The following is a 19,040-nucleotide window of genomic DNA, read 5'->3' as shown; positions in this document are numbered from 1 at the left end:
CCGGCTTTCGGGGAGCCCACGGGGATAGATCGGCGGCTAAAGCTCGAAGAGGTCCCGCACCGCGTCAGCCAACCGGGCCATGCTGGCACCGGTCACCATGCCGATCCGCTCGGCGCCGACCGAGGCAGGCAGGCGGCGCATCCGGTTCACCACCACGACCCCGGTGATCGGATCCTGCTCGGTGAGGGCGACCGCGAACGGCGGGAGCTCGGTCACGCCCCGCTGCCGGACGATCGGCGCACAGTACGGCGAGGCATTGTCCCGCTCGTTGTAACTGTCGGTGGAGAGCACCAGCACCCGGTAGCGCAGATCGGATCGGTCACCGATCGTCCAGATCTCGCCCCGGCGCACGTCAGCACCGACCGGGTGACGGCACGGTCCGGGTCGGCATGGCAGGAAGCGTACCGCCGCACTGATCCGCGCCCCGGCGGTGGGGTGCACCGATCACCGTTACGCTCGGTTGCGAGCTGTTCATTACGTGGACGTGATCGAACTGTCGCCCACCGGATCCCGTAGAACTGACCGCGGGGCCCGTCACGGGCCGGTTACGAAAGGACGCAGGAATGTCGCAGAAGGCGCAAATTGGAGTCACCGGCCTTGCGGTGATGGGCCGCAACCTGGCCCGCAACTTTGCCCGGCACGGTCACACCGTGGCGTTGCACAACCGGTCCTACGGCCGCACCAAGGAGCTGGTCGAGGAGTTCGGTCACGAGGGCACGTTCCTGCCCGCGGAGAGCGCGGAGCAGTTCGTGGCGAGCCTGGAACGCCCGCGCCGCGTGGTGATCATGGTGAAGGCCGGCCCGGCCACCGACGCCGTGATCGACGAGTTCGCCCCTCTCCTCGAGGAGGGCGACATGCTGATCGACGCGGGTAACGCGCACTTCGCGGACACCCGTCGCCGGGAGGCCGCGCTCAAGGCCAAGGGGCTGCACTTCGTCGGTGCCGGGGTGTCCGGTGGCGAGGAGGGCGCGCTGCACGGGCCGAGCATCATGCCGGGTGGGCCGAAGGAGTCGTACGAGGCGCTCGGGCCGCTGCTCGAGGACATCGCCGCGAAGGTCGACGGGGAGCCGTGCTGCGTGCACGTCGGCCCGGACGGCGCCGGTCACTTCGTGAAGATGGTGCACAACGGCATCGAGTACGCCGACATGCAGCTGATCGCCGAGGCGTACGACCTGCTGCGCCAGGTCGGCGGGCTGTCGCCGCAGGAGATCGCGGGCGTGTTCGGGGAGTGGAACGAGGGGCGGCTCGGGTCGTACCTGATCGAGATCACCGCCGAGGTGCTCAAGCAGAACGACGCGGACACCGGCAAGCCGTTCGTCGACGTGGTGCTGGACCAGGCCGAGCAGAAGGGCACCGGCCGCTGGACCGTACAGGCGGCGCTGGACCTGGGTGTGCCGGTCTCCGGCATCGCCGAGTCCGTTTTCGCCCGGGCGCTCTCCGGCGGCGCCGACGCCCGCAAGGCCGCCGCCGACGCGGGCCTGCCGGGTCCCTCGGCCGGTGCCGAGCACGTCGGCGGTGACCTCAGCGCCGACGTCGAGCAGGCGCTGTTCGCCTCCAAGATCGTGGCGTACGCCCAGGGCTTCCAGCAGATCCAGGCGGCCAGCAAGGAATACGACTGGGAGATCGACCCGGGCGCGATGGCCAAGATCTGGCGGGCCGGCTGCATCATCCGGGCCAAGTTCCTGGACTTCATCAAGCAGGCCTACGACAAGAACCCGCAGCTGAGCACGCTGCTCGTCGACGAGTACTTCCTCGACGCGGTCTCCGGCGCGCAGGACGCCTGGCGCCGCGTCGTGGTCACCGCGGCGCAGCAGGGCATCCCGGCGCCCGGCTTCGCGTCCGCGCTGGCGTACTACGACGGCCTGCGCGCCAAGCGCCTCCCGGCCGCGCTGATCCAGGGCCAGCGCGACTTCTTCGGCGCGCACACGTACCACCGGATCGACAAGCCCGGCTCGTTCCACACCCTGTGGGCGACCGACGACCGCGCCGAGGTCGACGCCTGATCCGCTGACCGTTCCGCAATGAGCCGCGCCCCGGCCGTCCGCTCGGCAAAGCCGACGACCGGGGCGTCTCACTGTCCGCTTCAGATCAAGACCGCCGCGGATCGGCGCGAGGCCGACCCTGGTGCCGACCCCTGTCTGGTACGCATACGGAGCGCCCCTCCGCAGGCTACGAGCCGCGTCCCGTGATGGTCTCGCGCGAGGCCCGGCCCACTCCCGGCCGCAGCGCGCCTCCCGGCGCAAGACCGCAGCCACTCCCGGCCGCAGCGCGCCTCGCTGCCCCGGCTGGCTCTCAGGGGTGCCTCCGGCCCCCTGAGACACCCCTGACAACCAGCCACTCACCGGGCAGACGCGCACCCGCCATGCCCCGGCTGGTGTTCACGGCTGCCTCCGGCGCCTCGAGGCAGCCGTGAACACCAGCCGGGATCGGGGGCGGGCCGCGGCCGAGGGGATCTCTTTCGGCGTGGACCCATCCGGTGGGCGCCCGTCTGCGTAGTGATGGCCGAGACCAGGGGCGCAGGAGGAACGATGACCGAGGTTCCGGCCGAAAATCCGCAGACCGACCCAGATCGGGCGGTCCGCTACGCCACAGGTATCCAGCCGGTCCCGGGCGGGATCCCCGCTCCCGAGCCGGTCGCACCCGATCAGGCGGCGCTCGACCGGGCCGCTTTTGACCAGGCGGCGCTCGAGCAGGCAGCGCGGGACCAGGCCGCATTCGACCAGGCGGCGTGGGACCAGGCCGCTTTTGATCAGGCCGCTGGGCCTGAGCCGGCTGCTGCGCCTGAGCCGTTCGGGGCGTCGGATCAGGATGCTGTGGCGGGGCCGGCTGCTGCCGGGCCGGGGGCTGCCACTGGTGGCGGGCGTGTGACGCTGCCGATGCCGGATCGGGCGGTGCCGGGTGGCGGTGAGGTCGAGCGGACGTCCGCGTGGCCGGCCCCGGAACCTGTGGACTTCGCCGAGGAGGACACCGATCCGACCGGGTTCACACCGGTCAGCGGCATCGCCTACCCGCCGGCCAGTGATCCGTTCGACGATCCCGGGTTCACGTCGGCGTATCCGCTGCCCGGCTGGAGCGCTCCCCCGGACCTCGAGCCCCTCCCGATCACGGCCCGGCGGCGCAAACCGCTGCTGATGGCCGCCGGTGCGATCGCGCTGGCCGGCCTGGTCGCGGCGTTCCTGCTGGTACCCCGCGCCGCGAAGCCGACCCCGGAGGCGGCCGCCGCCACGGCGCGGCCCACCACCGAGCCGGCCGCCGAGCCGACCGCGGACAACGGCGGCACCGCGCCGGCCGGGGACGCCGGGGGCGCCGGGCCCACCGGGGGCGCGACCGCCACCGGGCCGCTGACCGGGGCCCGGAACGGCCTGGACGCCGCCTCCTTCGACCTGGTCGACAGCGCCACCCTGGTCCAGCTCAGCGCCGCCGACCTCGGCGACGACCTGTTCCGGGTCAGTACCGCGTCGGACAGCGGCCTGACCCCGTCGGCCGACCAGGACGGTGACGCGGTCAAGCTGCGCCTGCGCTCGGACGGCAGCGGCGGCTCGGCCGCCGTGACGATCACGCTGAACTCGGCGGTCCGCTGGACCCTGCGGGTGGACGGCGGGGTCGCGCACAGCCGGATCGACCTGACCGGCGCCGACCTCGCCGCCGTCGACCTGAACGGCGGCGCCAGCCGGATCGACCTGACCCTGCCGGAGCCGCACGGGCTGATGCCGGTCCGGATGACCGGTGGCGTCGACCAGTTCCTGGTGAACCTGGCCGGGTCGACCCCGGTCCGGGTCCGGGTGCAGTCCGGCGCCGGCCAGGTCACCCTGGACGGCTCGACGCACAAGGGCATCGCACCGGGCCGCTCGTTCACCGCGAACGGCTGGGCAGCCGGCGAGGCCGGTGTCGACCTCCTGGCCGTCGCGGGCATGTCCGCCCTCACCGTCACCAACTGACCCGGCTGGCTCTCAGCGGTGCTTCGCACCCGCTGAGGCACCCCTGACAACCAGCCGGGGTCCGGGCGCGCGGCAGTTGCCGACTTCGGCTGGTGCTGGCGGCTGCCTCGATCGGCGTGAGACAGCCGCCAGCGCCAGCCGAGGCCGGGAGGCGCGCTGCGGTCGGGACGGGTAGCGGTCTCGCGTCGGCCTCACGGGCGGGACTCGGCTTGTAGCCTGCGGGCGGGCGCTCCCTATGCGTACCACATAGGGGTTAAGGGGCGGCGGCCTCGAGGGGCGCGGCGGACATCAGGCGGCCGCATTCCTCGGCCGGCAGTGGCTTGGCCATGAAGAAGCCCTGGCCGTAGCGGTAGCCCATCTCGCGCAGGCGATCCAGCTGTTCCTGGCTCTCGATACCCTCGGCGACCGCCTTGAGCTGCAAATATTCCGCGAGCTGGGCGACCGCGGCGGCAACCGCGAGGCGGCCCCGGTCGGTGCCGTCGGCGATGCCGTCGACGAACGACTTGTCCAGTTTGAGGACGTCGACCGGGAACGCACGGAGCAGGCTGAGCGAGGACTGCCCGGTGCCGAAGTCGTCGAGGGCCAGCTTGACGCCCATCTCGTGCAGCGACTGCAGGGTCTCGCGGACCTGCCAGCCGTCGACCACCGACGACTCGGTGACCTCGAGGATCAGGTTCTGCGAGGTCAGCCCGGTCTCGCTGAGCACGGCGGCGACCTCGTCGACGAAGCCGGCCTCGCGCAGCTGGCGGACCGCGACGTTCACGTTGATCGCCTCGACCGCGCCCGCGCCGTGTTCGGAGCGCCAGCGGGACAGCTGCGAGCAGGCCTCGCGCAGCACCCACGCGCCGAGCGGGACGATCAGGCCGGAGCGTTCGGCGACCGGGATGAAGTCGCCGGGCGAGACGAACCCGCGGGTCGGGTGCTGCCAGCGGACCAGCGCCTCGGCCCCGTGCAACCGGCCGGTGAACAGGTCGAACACCGGCTGGTAGACCAGGCGCAGCTCGCCCCGGACGATCGCGTCGTGCAACTCGCCGGCCAGCCGCGCGTGGTGTGCCATGTCCTGGCGCATCTGCGGCTCGAACCGGACCCAGGACGCCTTGCCGGACTCCTTGGCGGCGTACATCGCGATGTCCGCGTTGCGCTGCACCTCGTCGGCGGTCTCACCGGCCGCGGCGACCGCGATCCCGGCGCTGGCGTGCAGCAGCAACTGCTGGTCACCGAGCCGGAACGGCTCACCGAGGCCGGCCAGGAGCCGGGCCGCGGCCGCCTCGACCTCGGCCGGGTCGTCACTGGGCAGCAGGACGGCGAACTCGTCGCCGCCGAGCCGGGTGGGCAGCTCGCCGGGCTTGCAGTGCTCGCGGAGGCGCTGCGCCACGTGGTAGAGCAGCTGGTCACCGGCGGCCGGCCCGAGCGTGTCGTTGATCATCTTGAAGTCGTCGACGTCGATCAGCAGCGCGGTGGCCGGCTGGCACAGGTCGATCCGTTCGCCGAGCGCGACCGCGAACCGGGTGCGGTTCGGCAGCCCGGTCAGGTTGTCGGTGAGCGCGAGCCGTTCCAGCTCGGCCTGCTGGGTGCGGATGCCACGCAGCGCGTCGTTGTTCTCGCGCAGGCTGAGCAGCTGACGGGCGACCACGAACCCGGCGATCAGCACCGCCCCGATGATCACGGTGCGCTGCCGGCCGGTCATGTCCTGGGCGCTGACCGTGATCACCAGGATCGCGGTCGCGGTGACCGCGGCGAACGGCAGCAGGTTGAAGAGCGAACGGCGGACCGCTCCGGTGGCCGGCTGCGGCGGGGCGCCGAGCGCGCGGCGCTGCAGGTGGGCGGCGACGGTCAGGGACACCCCGACCAGTGGCAGGGCCATCACGGACAGCACCAGGCGGCCCTGCTCGGCGCCGGCGATCAGCAGGGCGCTGCCGGCCGCGTCGACGAGCGGCGCGACGGCCAGCACCCGCAGCGAGGCCGGGTGCACGGCGCTGACCGGTGCGGCGGCCGCCTTGCCGATCACCACGAGCAGCAGCACGCCGCTGACCCCGACCACCGCGGCCGCCACCCGGGCGACCAGCGAGGTGCCGGGCGGGGCCAGGTCGAGGACGACGTACCAGAAGATCAGGGTGCTGGCCACGGCGACGGTGGCGCCGTCGAGCAGCGCGCGGGCCCAGCCGATCGTGGTGCGCTCGCCGATCGGCAGGCGCAGGAACGCGGCCATCAGGGTCCCGATGCCGACCAGCATCGGGACGCCGACGTAGGGCGACAGGCCGGTGTTGTTGTTCGCCCGCAGCAGCGAGACGACCGAGGCGACGAAGAGGCAGACCGCCGCGAACTGCAGCTGCCGCCAGAACGAGCGGACCGGCCGGGGCAGCCGCGGCACCGCGCCGAGCCGGGCACAGGCGAGGACCGCGGCGCCCATCGCGAGCGGACCGCCGGCGAACCCCAGGTACAGGTCGGCCGGGTCGCCGAACACGAGCCACACCACCACCGCGAGGGCGGCGGCGCAGGCGACCACGGCAGGCGCGAGCCCGCCGGAACGTGGCCGGTCACCGGCGGTCTCGCGTGCGCTCATGGCTCTCGTACGGCTCCCTTGCCTACCTGCTGCCTTGATGGCTTTACCGTCGGCGGGACCCGGTGGAACCTGAGGCAAACCGTTTTCAGCGCTGAAGAGCGGCGGACACCACCCCGCGGGCCTCCTCCTGGATCCGGGCCAGGTGGTCGGCGCCGTGGAACGACTCCGCGTAGATCTTGTAGACGTCCTCGGTGCCGGACGGGCGGGCGGCGAACCAGCCGTTGGCGGTCACCACCTTGAGGCCGCCGATCGCCGCGCCGTTGCCGGGCGCGCTGGTCAGCACCGCGGTGATCGGGTCGCCGGCCAGTTCCTTCGCGGTCACCTGATCCGGCGACAGCTTGCCGAGGACCGCCTTCTCCTCGCGGCTGGCCGGCGCGTCGATCCGGGCGTAGGCCGGGCTGCCGAAGCGCGAGGTGAGCGCCGCGTAGTGCTCGCTCGGCGTCGTGCCGGTGACCGCGATGATCTCGGAGGCCAGCAGGTCGAGCAGGATGCCGTCCTTGTCGGTGCTCCACACCTGGCCGTCGCGGCGCAGGAACGAGGCGCCGGCGCTCTCCTCGCCGCCGAAGCCGATCGACGCGTCGAGCAGGCCGGGCACGAACCACTTGAAGCCGACCGGCACCTCGTCGAGGCGGCGGCCCAGGTCGGCGGCGACCCGGTCGATCATCGAGGAGGAGACCAGGGTCTTGCCGATGCCGGCGGTGTCCGGCCAGCCGGTCCGGTTCCGGAACAGGTAGTCGATGGCGACGGCGAGGTAGTGGTTCGGGTTCATCAGGCCGCCGTCCGGCGTCACGATGCCGTGCCGGTCGGCGTCGGCGTCGTTGCCGGTGGCGATCTGGAAACGGTCCTTCTGCGCGATCAGGGACGCCATCGCGTACGGCGACGAGCAGTCCATCCGGATCTTCCCGTCCCAGTCCAGGGTCATGAAGCCGAACGTCGGGTCGACAACCGGGTTCACCACGGTCAGGTCCAGCCCGTGCCGCTGGGCGATCTCCCCCCAGTACGCCACGCTGGCCCCGCCGAGCGGGTCGGCCCCGATCCGCACCCCGGCGGCGCGGATCGCCTCGAGGTCGATCACGGACGGCAGGTCGTCGACGTAGGTGGCCAGGAAGTCGTACCCGGAGACGGTGGCCGACTCGCGGGCCCGCGGCGCGCTCACCCGGCGGACGTCCTTGAGCCCGGCCGCGATCAGCGCGTTCGCCCGGTCCTGGATCCACTTGGTGGCGTCGGTGTCGGCCGGGCCGCCGTTCGGCGGGTTGTACTTGAACCCGCCGTCGTCCGGCGGGTTGTGCGACGGGGTGACCACCACGCCGTCGGCCTTGTGCTTGGTCGACGAGCGGTTGTAGCGCAGGATCGCGTGCGAGACCGCCGGGGTCGGCGTGTACCCGTCCCGGCTGTCGATCAGCACGGTGACGTCGTTGGCGGCGAACACCTCCAGCGCGGTCACCTGGGCCGGCTCGCTGAGCGCGTGGGTGTCCCGGCCCAGGAAGAGCGGGCCGTGGGTGCCCTGCTCACGGCGGTATTCGACGATCGCCTGGCTGGTCGCCGCGATGTGGTCCTCGTTGAACGCGGTACGCATGCTCGAGCCGCGGTGGCCGGAGGTGCCGAACGCGACCCGCTGCCCGGCCTCGGCCGGATCCGGGTGCTCGGTGTAATAGCGGGAGACGACCTTCGGCACGTCGATCAGATCGGACGGCTCGGCGGGCCGACCGGCACGGGAATGGACGGACATGAGGCCTCCTCGGGGTGTGTTCGGATGGTATCCAGCGGACGGTCTCTTGAACCTTTCCGCACCCCCATCCGAACTATCCTGCGTGACCGGGAAACTTCCGCGCCTGTTCTTGCTGCTCCTCGTGGCGCTGGGAGCCCTTCTGGCGGCTCCGGACCCGGCTCTTGCGCACGCCGCCACGGTCGGTTCGACCCCGGCGCCGGGCAGCGTGGTGGGCGCCTCGCCGACCGAGATCACCGTGATGTTCAGCGAGTCGATCACCCCGGTCAGCGGCCGGGTGCAGGTGATCGCGCCGGACGGCGAACGGATCTCCGGGCTGGCCGTGGCCCGTGGCGCGGTGCTGCACATCCCGGTCCGCGCGGCGAAACGGCCGCTCGGGACGTACCTGATCAGCTTCCGGGTGATCTCCGCGGACAGCCACCCGGTGGGCGGCGCGATCACGTTCTCGGTCGGCGCGCCGTCGGCGCGACCCGAGGCCGCCACCACCACCGGGACCCATCCATCGGTCCGGATCGCTGTTCCCACATTCAAATTCCTCGGGTACGCGGGGATTACCCTCGCGGCCGGCCCGGCAATGTTCCTGGCGCTGCTCTGGCCGCGCCGCCGGTCCCGCACCGGGGCGATCCGGCTGGCCCGGATCGGGCTGGGGCTGACCGCTGTCGCGACGCTGGGCGCGCTCGGCACCCAGGCCCAGCAGGGCAGCGGCGCCGCGCTCTGGCAGGTCTCCGCGGTCGAGCTGGGTGAGGTGGCCAGAAGTCAGTTCGGGCTCACCCTGCTGGCCAGGTTGGGTGTGCTGATCCTCCTCGCCGTGCTCCTGCCTGGGGTCCTCCGCACCACCGGCGGCCGCTGGCGGGGCATTTCAGTGGTTTTCATCGCTTTTGCGGGGCTGGCCACCTGGCCACTCACCGGGCACGCCATCGCCGCCCCGCTCCCCGCCGTGACGGTCACCGTCGGCGTCGTGCACCTGGCCGCCATGGCGATCTGGCTGGGCGGCCTGGTCACCCTGGCCGGGTTCCTGCTGCGCGGCACCGACCGCCGGGTGCTCGGCGTGATCCTGCCGGTCTGGTCCCGCTGGGCCGCCCTGTCGGTGATCTGGCTGGCGATGGCCGGCACCGTGCAGGCCGTGGTGCAGGTCGGCACGCCGGCCGCGCTCGTGCAGACCGGGTACGGCCGCCTGCTGCTCGCCAAGCTCAGTGTGCTGGTCCTGGTGCTGGCCGCCGCGGCCGGCGCGCGCCGGTTCGTCCGGACGTCGAACGCCGGGAACGGGTTGCGCCGCACGGTCGGCATCGAGGTGCTGGCGACCGTGGTGATCCTGGCGATGAGCGCGGTGCTGGTGCAGGTCGACCCGGGGCGCACCGCCGGGGCCAAGGACGGCGCGGTCACCGGTGTCGGCGTCTCCGAGACGCTGACCTGCCCGCTCTACACGCTGCAGTTCAACATCTACCCGGTCGAGCTGGGCGAGTACAACACCGTGCACGCGTTCCTCTACACCCCGGAGGGCAAGCCGCTGCCGCCCGCCGAGTGGGAGGTCAGCACCCAGCTGGTCGGCCAGGGCCTGGAGGCGGTGAAGGAGCCACTGCTCGGGCTGAACCCGCCGCACCACGCGCTCGGCTCGATCGCGTTCCCCTTGCCGGGGACCTACGAGGTGGCCTTCACCATCCGGGTCGACGACCTGAACCGGGCCACCGTGAAGACCACGGTGACCGTGCCACCTACGTCGTGAGCTGGGGCGCCACCTCGGCCGCGATCAGGTCCAGGTGGTCCCGGTCGGTCTGGTCGATGATCTGCAGGTAGGCGCGGGTCATCCCGAGCTCGGCGTAGCGCCCGAGCTGGTCGGCGACCTGCGCGGGCGAGCCGACCAGGGCGTGCTCGCGCAGGTGGGCGGCGTCCTTGCCGTAGGCGGTGAGCCGTCGCTCGACCTCGGCGTCGGTGCGCCCGACGATGGTGGCGTGCGCCATCGAGAGGGTGAGCGTCGCCGGGTCCCGGCCGATCGCGGTGCAGGCGGCGCGGACCCGGTCGTAGAGGGCCGCGGTCTCCTCGACCGAGGTGAACGGGGCGTTGAACTCGGCGGCGTACTCCGCGGTCAGCGCCGGGGTGCGCGTCTTGCCCTTCCCCCCGATGATCACCGGCGGGTGCGGGTGCTGTGCCGGCTTGGGCAGGCCCGGCGAGTCGGTGACCTGGTAGTGCTGCCCGGTGAAGGTGTACCGCTCCCCCACCGGCACCTCCCACAGCCCGGTGATCATCTCGAGCTGCTCCTCGAGCCGCTCGAAGCGGGTCACGGTGTCCGGGAAGTCCAGCCCGAACGCCCGGTGCTCGGCCTCGAACCAGCCCGCGCCGAGGCCCAGCTCGACCCGGCCACCGCTCATCAGGTCGACCTGGGCGACGGTCAGCGCGAGCACCGCCGGGTCGCGGAAGGTGGCCGAGCTGACCAGGGTGCCGAGCCGGATCCGGCGGGTCTCCCGGGCCAGTCCGGCCAGCGTGATCCAGGAGTCGGTCGGGCCGGGCAGGCCGTCGCTCCAGTCGGTCTGGGCCAGGTAGTGATCCGAGCGGAAGAACGCGTCGAAGCCGCACTCCTCGGCTCGGCGCGCCAGCGCCAGCTGGTGGTCGTAGGAGTTGCCCTCCTGCGGTTCCGTGAAGATTCGCAGCTGCATCCGGTAACCCTATTCAGGCCGCGGTCCGCTCGCTGACCGCGGTGACGGCAACCGATGTGTACGCCATCACGAAACTCCCGCCCAGCTCGTCGATCACCGCGCCGACCGCCCCGATGAGCTCGGCGAGTTGCTCGGCGGGCAGCCGGGTCAGCGCCCCCGAGGTCGGCATCTGGTCCAGATACTCGTCCCGGGTGTACGTCCGCTCCCAGTCCACGTGCCACTGCTCCGGCTCGCCGAAGCCGCCCGCCGCGCGGATCCCGTCCGCCGCCCGGGTCAGGATCGGCTGGTACCCGTCCAGCGCCGAGCCGGCCGGCACCGCGCCGAGCTGGAACGGCGAGTCCGGCAGCAGCCGCCGGTAGACCGCACCCACCACGGCCGTCACCTCGTCCGGCAGCCGGAACGCGTGCCAGAACGGCGCGAGCCGCCCACCCGGCCGCAGCACCCCGGCCGCCTTCGCCGCGCCGGCCACCGGGTCGATCCAGTGCCACGCGGTCCCCGCCGTGACCAGGTCGAACCGCCGCCCGGCCGGCTCCCACTCCTCGAACGTGGCAACCTCGACGTCCAGTCCGGCGCCGCGGGCGAACGCGGCCATCCGCGGGTCCGGCTCGACGCCGAGCACGGTGCAGCCGGCCGCCTGGAGCTGCCGGGACTCGATGCCGGTGCCGCAGCCGGGATTCAGCACCGCCCGGCCGGGTGTGGCCGCCAGGATTCGGTCGAGCAGCTCGGCGGGGTAGGGCGGGCGGGTCCGGTCATACCGCTCGGGATCGACGCCGAACGACTCGGCGGCCTGGCGCAGCTGATGGATCTCCGGCTGAGTGGGCATGCGCCCACTCTAATGGGCAAGCGCCCACTCGGGAACCCGGTAAATTGACCCGAGCGGCCTCACGCCAGACCGCGGGACTCGAGGCCCGGCCGCGCCTCCCGACTTTGGCTGGTTCTCAGGGGTGTCTCAGCGGCGCTGAGACACCCCTGAGAACCAGCCGGGACCGGCACCGGACCGCGGTCGGTACCGGCCGCGGTCTGCCGGTGCCGCGCCGCGGTCCGGAGCAAGGTCAGTGCAGAAGGGAACGCCGGTGCCGACAGGGGTTGCCCTCCGCGACGTCCGCCGTCAGCTGTTCGAGGCGGCCGACCGGATCCTGCTGCGGGACGGGCCGAGCGGGCTGACCAGCCGGGCGGTGACCACCGAGGCCGGCTGCGCCAAGGGTGTGCTGCACCGGCACTTCGACGACTTCGACGCGTTCCTGGCCGACTACGTGCTGGACCGGGTGGAGCGGCTCGCCCCGGAGGCGGCCGCGTTGCGCTCGGCGGCCGGCAGCGGCACCGTGGCCGGGAACCTGACCGCCGCCCTGATCGCGGTGTTCGGCTCGGTGGCGGTGGCGATCGTCGCGCTGATCACGTTCCGCGACGAGCTGCGGGCCCGGCTCCGGCACACCTGGCCGGCCGGGGTGCCGGTGCTGACCGAAGCGGCCGAGATGATCGCCGGGTACCTGGCCGCCGAGCGCGAGCGGGGCCGCGTCCCGGCCGGCGCCGACGTGGACACGCTCGCCGCCATGCTGATCGGAACCGGCCACCTGCTCTTCGCCGACCGGACCGGGGCCCGGCCGGACGAGGAGGCGGTGGGTCGCATGGTCAGCTCGGTGCTGAACTCAGGCGGCCGCCTCGGATGAGCAGGTAGCCGATCATCCAGAACTCGCCGATCGAGGCCGGGACGGCCAGCAGGCCGGTCAGGACCGCGGTGTCGGCGGCCAGGTGGGCCACGAACGCGCTGAGGACGTAACCGGCGCCGCCGGCGATCAGGAGCAGGCCGAGGGCGCGGGGCATCACCGTGGTGCGCAGGGTCAGCAGGCCCATCGGGATCAGCCACAGGCCGAAGAACAGGCCGCCGAGCGTCCAGGCGGTGCCGTTCAGCTCGTACAGCGGAAGGCCCGCCAGCGTGCCGCCGGCCCGGACCACCGTGAGCGCGGTCGCCGAGAAGATCGTGGCGATCAGCACGACGATCGCGTTGACCAGGCCGAACGCGGCGATCGAGGCGGCCGCGAGGTCGCCGGCCGGGCGGAACAGCCGGAAGAAGCAGAGCGCCGCGAGGGCCTGGGTGAGCACCACGCCGACGTCGGCCGCGACGCCGAGACCGGCCAGCGCCGGATGGGCGAGCAGGTTCGCGGTGGTCGCGGCCGCATCGCCGGCGACATGCAGCCGGCTCTGGATGATCAGGTGGCCCAGCAGTCCGAAAACGGCCAGACCGAGATAGGAGAGGCCCGCTGCTTTTGCGTACGAGATGTCAGGCTTCGTCATACTGAAATACCTCGTCCAAGGGTTGACGGAAGATCCGGGCGATCTGGAAGGCCAGCTCCAGCGAGGGTGAGTAGCGACCCTGCTCGATGGCGATCACGGTCTGCCGGGTCACGCCCAGCTCGCGGGCGAGATCGGCCTGGGTCATCCCACCGGCGCCGGCGCGCAGGGCCCGGATCCGGTTGGTGACCTTCGTGGGTTTCGGGGCCATCAGAAGCCCCGTCGGTAGAGCCGCAGCTTGACGACCGCCTCGGCGATCGTGGCGGCCAGACTGCAGAGGAACACCGCGTTGCCGATCCAGAAGCCGTCCACGTCCTTCGACGCCAGGATCAGCGCGACGCCCAGACCCACACCCATGAACGGAAGCGCGAAGCGGCCACCGCGCCGGCCGATCTCCTGGTCCCGCACGTCGACGGTGACGCCGTCCGGCTCGCAGTCGTCGCGGCCGCGGAACCCGACGATCACCTCGGCCACCACCACGGCGAGAACGGTGCCCACCACGCCGGCGAACATCGACCAGAACATCGGCGCGACCCAGGAGACGTCCGCGGCCGGGGTGTGCAGCAGCTCCGGCACGATCCGCACGTAGTAGACCGCCGAGGCCAGCGTGATCGCGATCAGGCCGGCCCAGACGTGGCGCTCCTCCCGTGTGGTGCGCAGCGGTTCGTCGTCGTCCATGACCCTCTCCCCCAGTCGGCCTGCCCGGAAGTCAAAAATGTTTGACATGATGACGGTAGGCCCTTCCGGTGCGGGAAGTCAAACATCTTTGACATCCGCTGCCGGCCGGGCGCCCCGGGCAGCGGGTCGCGCCAGGGCCGCGGCGACCCGGCGGTTAGTCTCGCGGCGTGCTGATCCTGCTGCCGCCGTCCGAGGGGAAGACCCCCGCTACCACCGGTTCTCCGGTGGATCCGACCCAGCTGTGGCTGCCCGAGCTGGGCGCCGCCCGCACCCGGGTGCTGAACAAACTGGTGGCGATGTGCCGGCGCGGCAGCGCGCGCTCGGTGGCCGACTCGCTCGCGGTGCTCGGGCTCAGCGAGGGCCAGCGCGGGGAGATCGCCCGGAACGCGGAACTTCCCGAGGCGCCCGCCGGGCCGGCCGGCGCGGTGTACACCGGCGTGCTCTACGAGGCCCTGGACGCCGGGACGCTCGACGACGACGCGCGCGCGTGGCTGCACGGGTCGGCCGTGGTGTTCTCCGGGCTGTGGGGCGTGGTGCGGCTGGGTGACCTGATCCCGGCGTACCGGTGCTCGGTGGGCGTGTCGTTGCCCGCGCCGGTCGGTGGGCTCACCGCGTACTGGAAGAAGAATTTGCGAAAGGCGCTCGATCCGGCAGCGGCCGGCGGACCCGTTCTCGACCTGCGGTCCGGCGCCTACGCGGCGATGTGGGCGCCGCCGGCCGAGTCAGCGGATCGGGTGGCGGCGCTGCGGGTGCTGCACGAGCGCGTGGTCGGGGGCGTGGCGAAGCGGTCGGTGGTGAGCCACTTCAACAAGGCGACCAAGGGGCGGCTGGTGCGGGCGCTGGCGGCCCAAAGCGCGAAGCCGGCGAGCGTGGACGAGCTGGTCAGCGCGCTGCGCGACCTGAAGTTCACCGTCGAGGAGCGGCCGGTCGCGGCCGGCAGACCCCGCCAGCTCGACGTCGTCGTCGCGGAACTCTAGCGGCTGGTGCTCAGGGGTGCCTCGCTGCGCGTCAGGCACCCCTGAGAGCCGGCCGAGGACTACTGGGCGGCGAGGATGTCGACGACGAAGCGGAGATCACCTTTTCCGTACGCGAGCGCGGACGGCACGTCCATCTGGATCCGGCTGCCCACCTTCTGCCCCGGGATGCCCTGGTCCCAGCCCCGGATCAGCTGACCTGCGCCGATCACCGAGGTGAACGGCTCGTTGCGGCTCCAGGAGGAGTCGATCACGGCGCCGCCGGTGAACGGGATCAGCTTGTAGTTGAAGGTGACCGTCTGACCGGATGCGACCACCGGGCCGGTCCCCTTCACCAGCTCGGTGATGACCAGCTTGGTGAGCGGGCCACCGGTGCCCGCCTTGACGTCCGGCTCCTTCTGTAGCTCCGGCGACAGCCCGTCCGTGCCGGTCGCGGCGGCCGGGGCGGACGTGGCCGGCTCGGTGACGACCGGCGCCGACGGCGGCAACGCCTCCTGGGTCGCGGCCGCGTTCGTCGTGGCGGGCTGCTTGTCGTCGTCACCGGAACGGACCACGAAGAACACGATCGCCAGGACGACGAAGACGAGCGCCCCGGCCACCCCGCCCATGATCGCCTGACTGCGACGTTTGCTCGCCGCGGCGGACTGGTCACTCATGCGTCATGCTCCTCGATGATCAGATCGGAAACTCCGGACACCGTACTCGGAGCCGGGAGGAATGCCGCGAAGAACCTCCGCCGAATCGCCGATGGGGATGATCAACCGTATGGGCCGTACCCGCACCCGCCCTTCACCCCTCGCGAAGAAGATGAGATCGTTTCACCCGCCCTCGTCCGATAACCCGGCTCGCCCCCTGGAGAATCGTTGCGCCGTCGTCGACGCCCCGAGGTGCCGGACGTGCTGTTGAAGCCCGGCATGCCACGCTGGCGGGAACACCTCGGCCCCGCCGTGGTGATCCTGATCGGCGTTCTCGTCGTGGTCGCCGTCGGCCTGATCATCAAGGCCAACCGCCCGGACGGGAAGCCCGACACCGCCCAGGTGATCGGCGCGGTCACCGAACCACCTGTCGACCAGGTGCCGATCCCGCTGCCCAGCCCGTCCGTCTCGACAAGTCCCGCGCCGGTGAACTCGATCGTCATCGAGTCCGGCCCGGTGCCGGACCGGGTCGACCTGGACGACGAGGGCACGATCGACTGGGTGCACTGGGGCGAGCTGGGGCCGTACTCGCTGGAACGCTCGGCCAAGGGTGGCTTCGCGATCCTCGAGGGCACCCCGAGTGCGCCCCGGCAGCGCCATACGCTCAGCCCGCAACGGTTCACCTGGACCGGCGGCACCCCGGCGGCCGGCAACAGCGGCGCCACCAGCGGGATCCGCACCTGCGGGGCGGACAACGGCTTCACCCTCTCGGCGCCGGCCACCACCGATCTGCACACCCTGCGGCTCTATCTGGGCGCTTCCGGCGCGCAGGGTCTGCTGACCCTGAAGCTCACCACCGGCGGCACGACCGTCACCACCCGGCTCACCCAGCGCGGTACCTCGCTGGCGACCAAGCAATACACGGTCGACTACCGGGCCACCGGTCCTGGCAAGATCTCCATTGAGTGGATCACCGAGAAGTCGTTCGACACGGACTGCGGTGGAGTAGCGCTGCAGGCCGCGACTCTCGAATAGGCACGTTCATTGACGTACCGGTGCGTGGCACGACCGCCACCGGGAAAGGGGAACAGGGTGTTCGCGGGCTGGGGATCGCGGGTCGCCCGCCTCCGCTGGCCGGTGCTGATCGTCACGTTGGTGACGGTGCTCAGCGCCGGTGTCTGGGGGATGGGCGTTTTCGGACAGCTCACCGAGGGGGGCTACAACGATCCCGCGAGCGAGTCGGCGCGGGCCGCCGACGTGGTCGCCGAGGCGATCGGTGGCCAGGGCGGTGACGTCATCGCCATCTACACCCCGGTCGCGGGCACCACGATCAACGACGCGGCGCTGGGCAAGCGGATCCGGGATCGGCTGGCGTCGCTGCCGAAGAGCTCGGTCACGGCGGTCGTGTCGTACTGGGACGCCAAGAACGCGGCTTACGCCGCGAAGGACAAATCCAGCGCGGTTGCGGTGATCACGCTGGCCGGCGAGGACGACGCGGACAAGACTGACGCGTACGACGCGGTACAGGCCCGATTCGCGCTCGACGGCGCCACCGTGCAACTGGCCGGCGGCATCCCGCTCACGCACACCTCGAACAAGCGCTCCACCGACGACCTCGGATCGGCCGAGCTGATCTCGCTGCCGATCGTGCTGATCCTGCTGCTGTTCATCTTCGGCTCGCTCGTGGCCGCGTCCCTGCCGGTGCTGGTCGGTGGCGCCGCGGTGCTCGGCTCGCTCGGCGTGCTGCACGCGGTCGCGCTGACCCACGAGGTCAACTCGTTCGCGGTGAACGTGGCGAGCCTGCTCGGGCTCGGCATGGCGATCGACTACGGGCTGTTCATGGTGGGCCGGTTCCGCGAGGAGCAGGCCGCCGGGCACGACCCGGACGAGGCGGTACGGCGTACCGTGGCGACCGCCGGGCGTACCGTGCTCTTCTCGGCGACCCTGCTGATGACCGCCCTGGCCGGCCTGCTCCTCTTCCCGCAGGGTTTCCTCAAGTCCCTGGCGTACGGCGGCCTCGCCGCCGTCTTCTTCGCCATGCTGCTCTCGCTCACCCTGCTCCCGGCGGTCCTGGCGATCCTCGGCCCGCGGGTCGACAAGCTCCCGATCCGGCTCCCCGGCCGGCGCGGCGGCTCCGAGGACGGTGGCGGCTGGCAGCGGCTCGCCGGGTTCGTGCTGCGCCGCCCGATCGTCGTGGTGGTCCCGATCCTGGCCGGCCTGATCGTGCTGGCGCTGCCGATCGCGAACGTCCGGTTCGGCGAGAACGACGAGCGGGTACTGCCCGCCAGCGACCCGTCCCGGATCGCGGTGGAGACGCTCAAGGCGTCGTACCCGCAGTTCAGCAGCGACGGCGTGCAGGTCGTGGTGCGGGGTGAGGCTCCTGGCTTCGCCGCGCAGCTCGCCAAGATTCCCGGGGTGGCCTCGGTCAGCCCGGGCGGCGCCGCCAAGGACGTCACCGTCTTCAACGCGGCGCTGACCAGCACCGACGCGTTCAGCTCGACGGCCCGCCAGGTGGTCGACGACATCCGCGCGCTGCAGCCACCGGACGGCGGCCAGATCCTGGTCGGCGGGGTCACGGCCCGCAACGTGGACAGCCTCGAGGCGATCGGCGACAAACTGCCGCTGATGATCGGCCTGCTGGCCGGCGCCACCCTGCTGCTGATGTTCTTCGCCTTCGGCTCGATCCTGCTGCCGATCAAGGCGGTGGTGATGAGCGCTCTCAGCCTCAGCGCCACGTTCGGCCTGCTGGTCTGGCTGTTCCAGGAGGGCCACCTGTCCGGCCTGCTGAACGTCACCCCGGCGCCGCTGGAAGCCGGGATCGTGGTGCTGATGGCGGCCGTGGTGTTCGGCCTGTCCACCGACTACGAGGTGTTCCTGCTGTCCCGGATGGTCGAGGCCCGGGCCAAGGGCGCGACCACCGAGGAGGCGGTCACCACCGGCCTGACCCGGACCGGCCGGGTGATCAGCGCGGCGGCGCTGCTGCTGATCGTGGTGACCGGCGCGTTCGCGCTGTCGACGGTGACGACGATGCGCTTCGTGGGCGTCGGCATGATCATCGCGTTGGTCCTGGACGCGACGGTGGTCCGGATGCTGCTGGTGCCGGCGGTGCTGGCACTGCTGGGGAACGCGGCTTGGTGGGCTCCGGGGCCGCTGCGGCGGCTGCAGGAGCGGGTGGGGCTGGCGGAGCACGCCGGGGAGGAGTCGCTGGCTGTCGCTTCCGCGGCCCCGGCTCTGCCCTCGGCCGCGGTCTCGCCAGCCGTCTCGTCCGCGATCTCGTCCGCCGTCTTGTCCGCTGTCTCGTCCCCCGGCGCGGTCTCGTCCTCCGGGGTCGGGGCGGAGACCGAGATCCTGGATTACTCGGCCGTGGTGGCGCATACGGCCGGAGGGAGCTCGTTCGCCGGGGCAGATGAGGCCACGACGCTGCTGCCGATCATCGAGCCCAGCGAAGATTCCCTGGTCACGGCTCCGGACGAGACCTCGATCATCGTCTGGGGCGATGAGGCCGCACCGTCCGACGGGATTGCTGCCGACTCCGGCTCCAGTGCCGCTGCCGACTCTGACTCCAGCCTCGCTTCCGCTGCCGCTG

Annotated in this window: 16 protein-coding genes; 7 read left to right on the top strand and 9 right to left on the bottom strand. The window is 72.0% G+C overall.

The features are described 5' to 3' along the window. Nucleotides 1–36 precede the first annotated feature (36 nt). Nucleotides 37–351, bottom strand: coding sequence for a type II toxin-antitoxin system PemK/MazF family toxin (locus tag Apa02nite_RS32850; RefSeq protein ID WP_067700656.1), 315 nt, complete (start codon nt 349–351; stop codon nt 37–39). Between the two features lie 212 nt (nt 352–563). Here Apa02nite_RS32850 and gnd point away from each other — a divergent pair, with 212 nt between their 5' ends. Continuing rightward, entirely contained in the window at nt 564–2,003 is a 1,440-nt protein-coding gene (gene gnd, locus Apa02nite_RS32845) for an NADP-dependent phosphogluconate dehydrogenase (protein ID WP_067700653.1), read from the top strand. Between the two features lie 525 nt (nt 2,004–2,528). Continuing rightward, nucleotides 2,529–3,938, top strand: coding sequence for a hypothetical protein (locus tag Apa02nite_RS32840; RefSeq protein ID WP_203828500.1), 1,410 nt, complete (start codon nt 2,529–2,531; stop codon nt 3,936–3,938). A 253-nt stretch (nt 3,939–4,191) separates the two neighbouring features. On the opposite strand, the gene Apa02nite_RS32835 is transcribed toward Apa02nite_RS32840, so the two are convergent. Beyond that, nucleotides 4,192–6,501: a putative bifunctional diguanylate cyclase/phosphodiesterase gene (locus Apa02nite_RS32835; protein WP_203828499.1), complete on the bottom strand. Its 2,310-nt coding sequence runs from the start codon at nt 6,499–6,501 to the stop codon at nt 4,192–4,194. An 85-nt stretch (nt 6,502–6,586) separates the two neighbouring features. Next, entirely contained in the window at nt 6,587–8,230 is a 1,644-nt protein-coding gene (gene pgm, locus Apa02nite_RS32830; RefSeq protein ID WP_067700641.1) for a phosphoglucomutase (alpha-D-glucose-1,6-bisphosphate-dependent), read from the bottom strand. 82 nt (nt 8,231–8,312) lie between these two features. Between pgm and Apa02nite_RS32825 the strand changes: the two genes are divergently transcribed. Further along, entirely contained in the window at nt 8,313–9,950 is a 1,638-nt protein-coding gene (locus tag Apa02nite_RS32825) for a copper resistance CopC/CopD family protein (RefSeq protein WP_239164728.1), read from the top strand. Here the strand turns inward: Apa02nite_RS32825 and Apa02nite_RS32820 are convergent. Next, the gene (locus tag Apa02nite_RS32820) at nt 9,940–10,878 is read right to left on the bottom strand and encodes an LLM class F420-dependent oxidoreductase (RefSeq protein ID WP_203828497.1); all 939 of its coding nucleotides are present in this window, start codon (nt 10,876–10,878) and stop codon (nt 9,940–9,942) included. The two genes, Apa02nite_RS32825 and Apa02nite_RS32820, sit on opposite strands and share 11 nt — an antisense overlap. A 13-nt stretch (nt 10,879–10,891) precedes the next feature. Next, on the bottom strand, nt 10,892–11,701 hold the full coding sequence (locus Apa02nite_RS32815) for a class I SAM-dependent methyltransferase (protein ID WP_203828496.1): 810 nt from the start codon (nt 11,699–11,701) through the stop codon (nt 10,892–10,894). Between the two features lie 250 nt (nt 11,702–11,951). Between Apa02nite_RS32815 and Apa02nite_RS32810 the strand changes: the two genes are divergently transcribed. After that, entirely contained in the window at nt 11,952–12,545 is a 594-nt protein-coding gene (locus Apa02nite_RS32810) for a TetR/AcrR family transcriptional regulator (protein ID WP_067700630.1), read from the top strand. On the opposite strand, the gene Apa02nite_RS32805 is transcribed toward Apa02nite_RS32810, so the two are convergent. The 3 genes from Apa02nite_RS32805 to Apa02nite_RS32795 are packed head-to-tail and all read right to left on the bottom strand — an operon-like array spanning nt 12,508 to nt 13,845. After that, nucleotides 12,508–13,170 carry a DUF4386 domain-containing protein gene (locus Apa02nite_RS32805; RefSeq protein ID WP_203828495.1) on the bottom strand — a complete coding sequence of 221 codons (663 nt, stop codon included), beginning with the start codon at nt 13,168–13,170 and terminating at the stop codon, nt 12,508–12,510. The two genes, Apa02nite_RS32810 and Apa02nite_RS32805, sit on opposite strands and share 38 nt — an antisense overlap. Beyond that, a complete protein-coding gene (locus Apa02nite_RS32800; protein ID WP_067700624.1) occupies nt 13,157–13,378 on the bottom strand; it encodes a helix-turn-helix transcriptional regulator in 222 nt (73 codons plus the stop codon). The genes Apa02nite_RS32805 and Apa02nite_RS32800 overlap by 14 nt, the downstream gene beginning before the upstream one ends. After that, nucleotides 13,378–13,845: a hypothetical protein gene (locus Apa02nite_RS32795; RefSeq protein WP_203828494.1), complete on the bottom strand. Its 468-nt coding sequence runs from the start codon at nt 13,843–13,845 to the stop codon at nt 13,378–13,380. Before Apa02nite_RS32795 ends, Apa02nite_RS32800 begins: the two co-directional genes overlap by 1 nt. A gap of 167 nt (nt 13,846–14,012) precedes the next feature. Here Apa02nite_RS32795 and yaaA point away from each other — a divergent pair, with 167 nt between their 5' ends. Then, a complete protein-coding gene (yaaA, locus tag Apa02nite_RS32790) occupies nt 14,013–14,822 on the top strand; it encodes a peroxide stress protein YaaA (RefSeq protein WP_203828493.1) in 810 nt (269 codons plus the stop codon). A gap of 59 nt (nt 14,823–14,881) precedes the next feature. Here the strand turns inward: yaaA and Apa02nite_RS32785 are convergent, their stop codons facing one another. Next, nucleotides 14,882–15,475: an FKBP-type peptidyl-prolyl cis-trans isomerase gene (locus Apa02nite_RS32785; RefSeq protein WP_203828492.1), complete on the bottom strand. Its 594-nt coding sequence runs from the start codon at nt 15,473–15,475 to the stop codon at nt 14,882–14,884. 240 nt (nt 15,476–15,715) lie between these two features. Here Apa02nite_RS32785 and Apa02nite_RS32780 point away from each other — a divergent pair, with 240 nt between their 5' ends. Both Apa02nite_RS32780 and Apa02nite_RS32775 read left to right on the top strand, forming a co-directional pair. Further along, a complete protein-coding gene (locus Apa02nite_RS32780; RefSeq protein WP_067700700.1) occupies nt 15,716–16,489 on the top strand; it encodes a hypothetical protein in 774 nt (257 codons plus the stop codon). A 57-nt stretch (nt 16,490–16,546) separates the two neighbouring features. Next, the coding region (locus Apa02nite_RS32775; RefSeq protein WP_239164727.1) for an MMPL family transporter at nt 16,547–19,040 on the top strand (2,494 nt) is incomplete at its 3' end.

This window comes from Actinoplanes palleronii (genome assembly GCF_016862315.1).
GTDB lineage: Bacteria > Actinomycetota > Actinomycetes > Mycobacteriales > Micromonosporaceae > Actinoplanes > Actinoplanes palleronii.
Note: the sequence above shows the minus strand (reverse complement) of the source record. Positions and strands in the feature narration are given on the sequence as shown.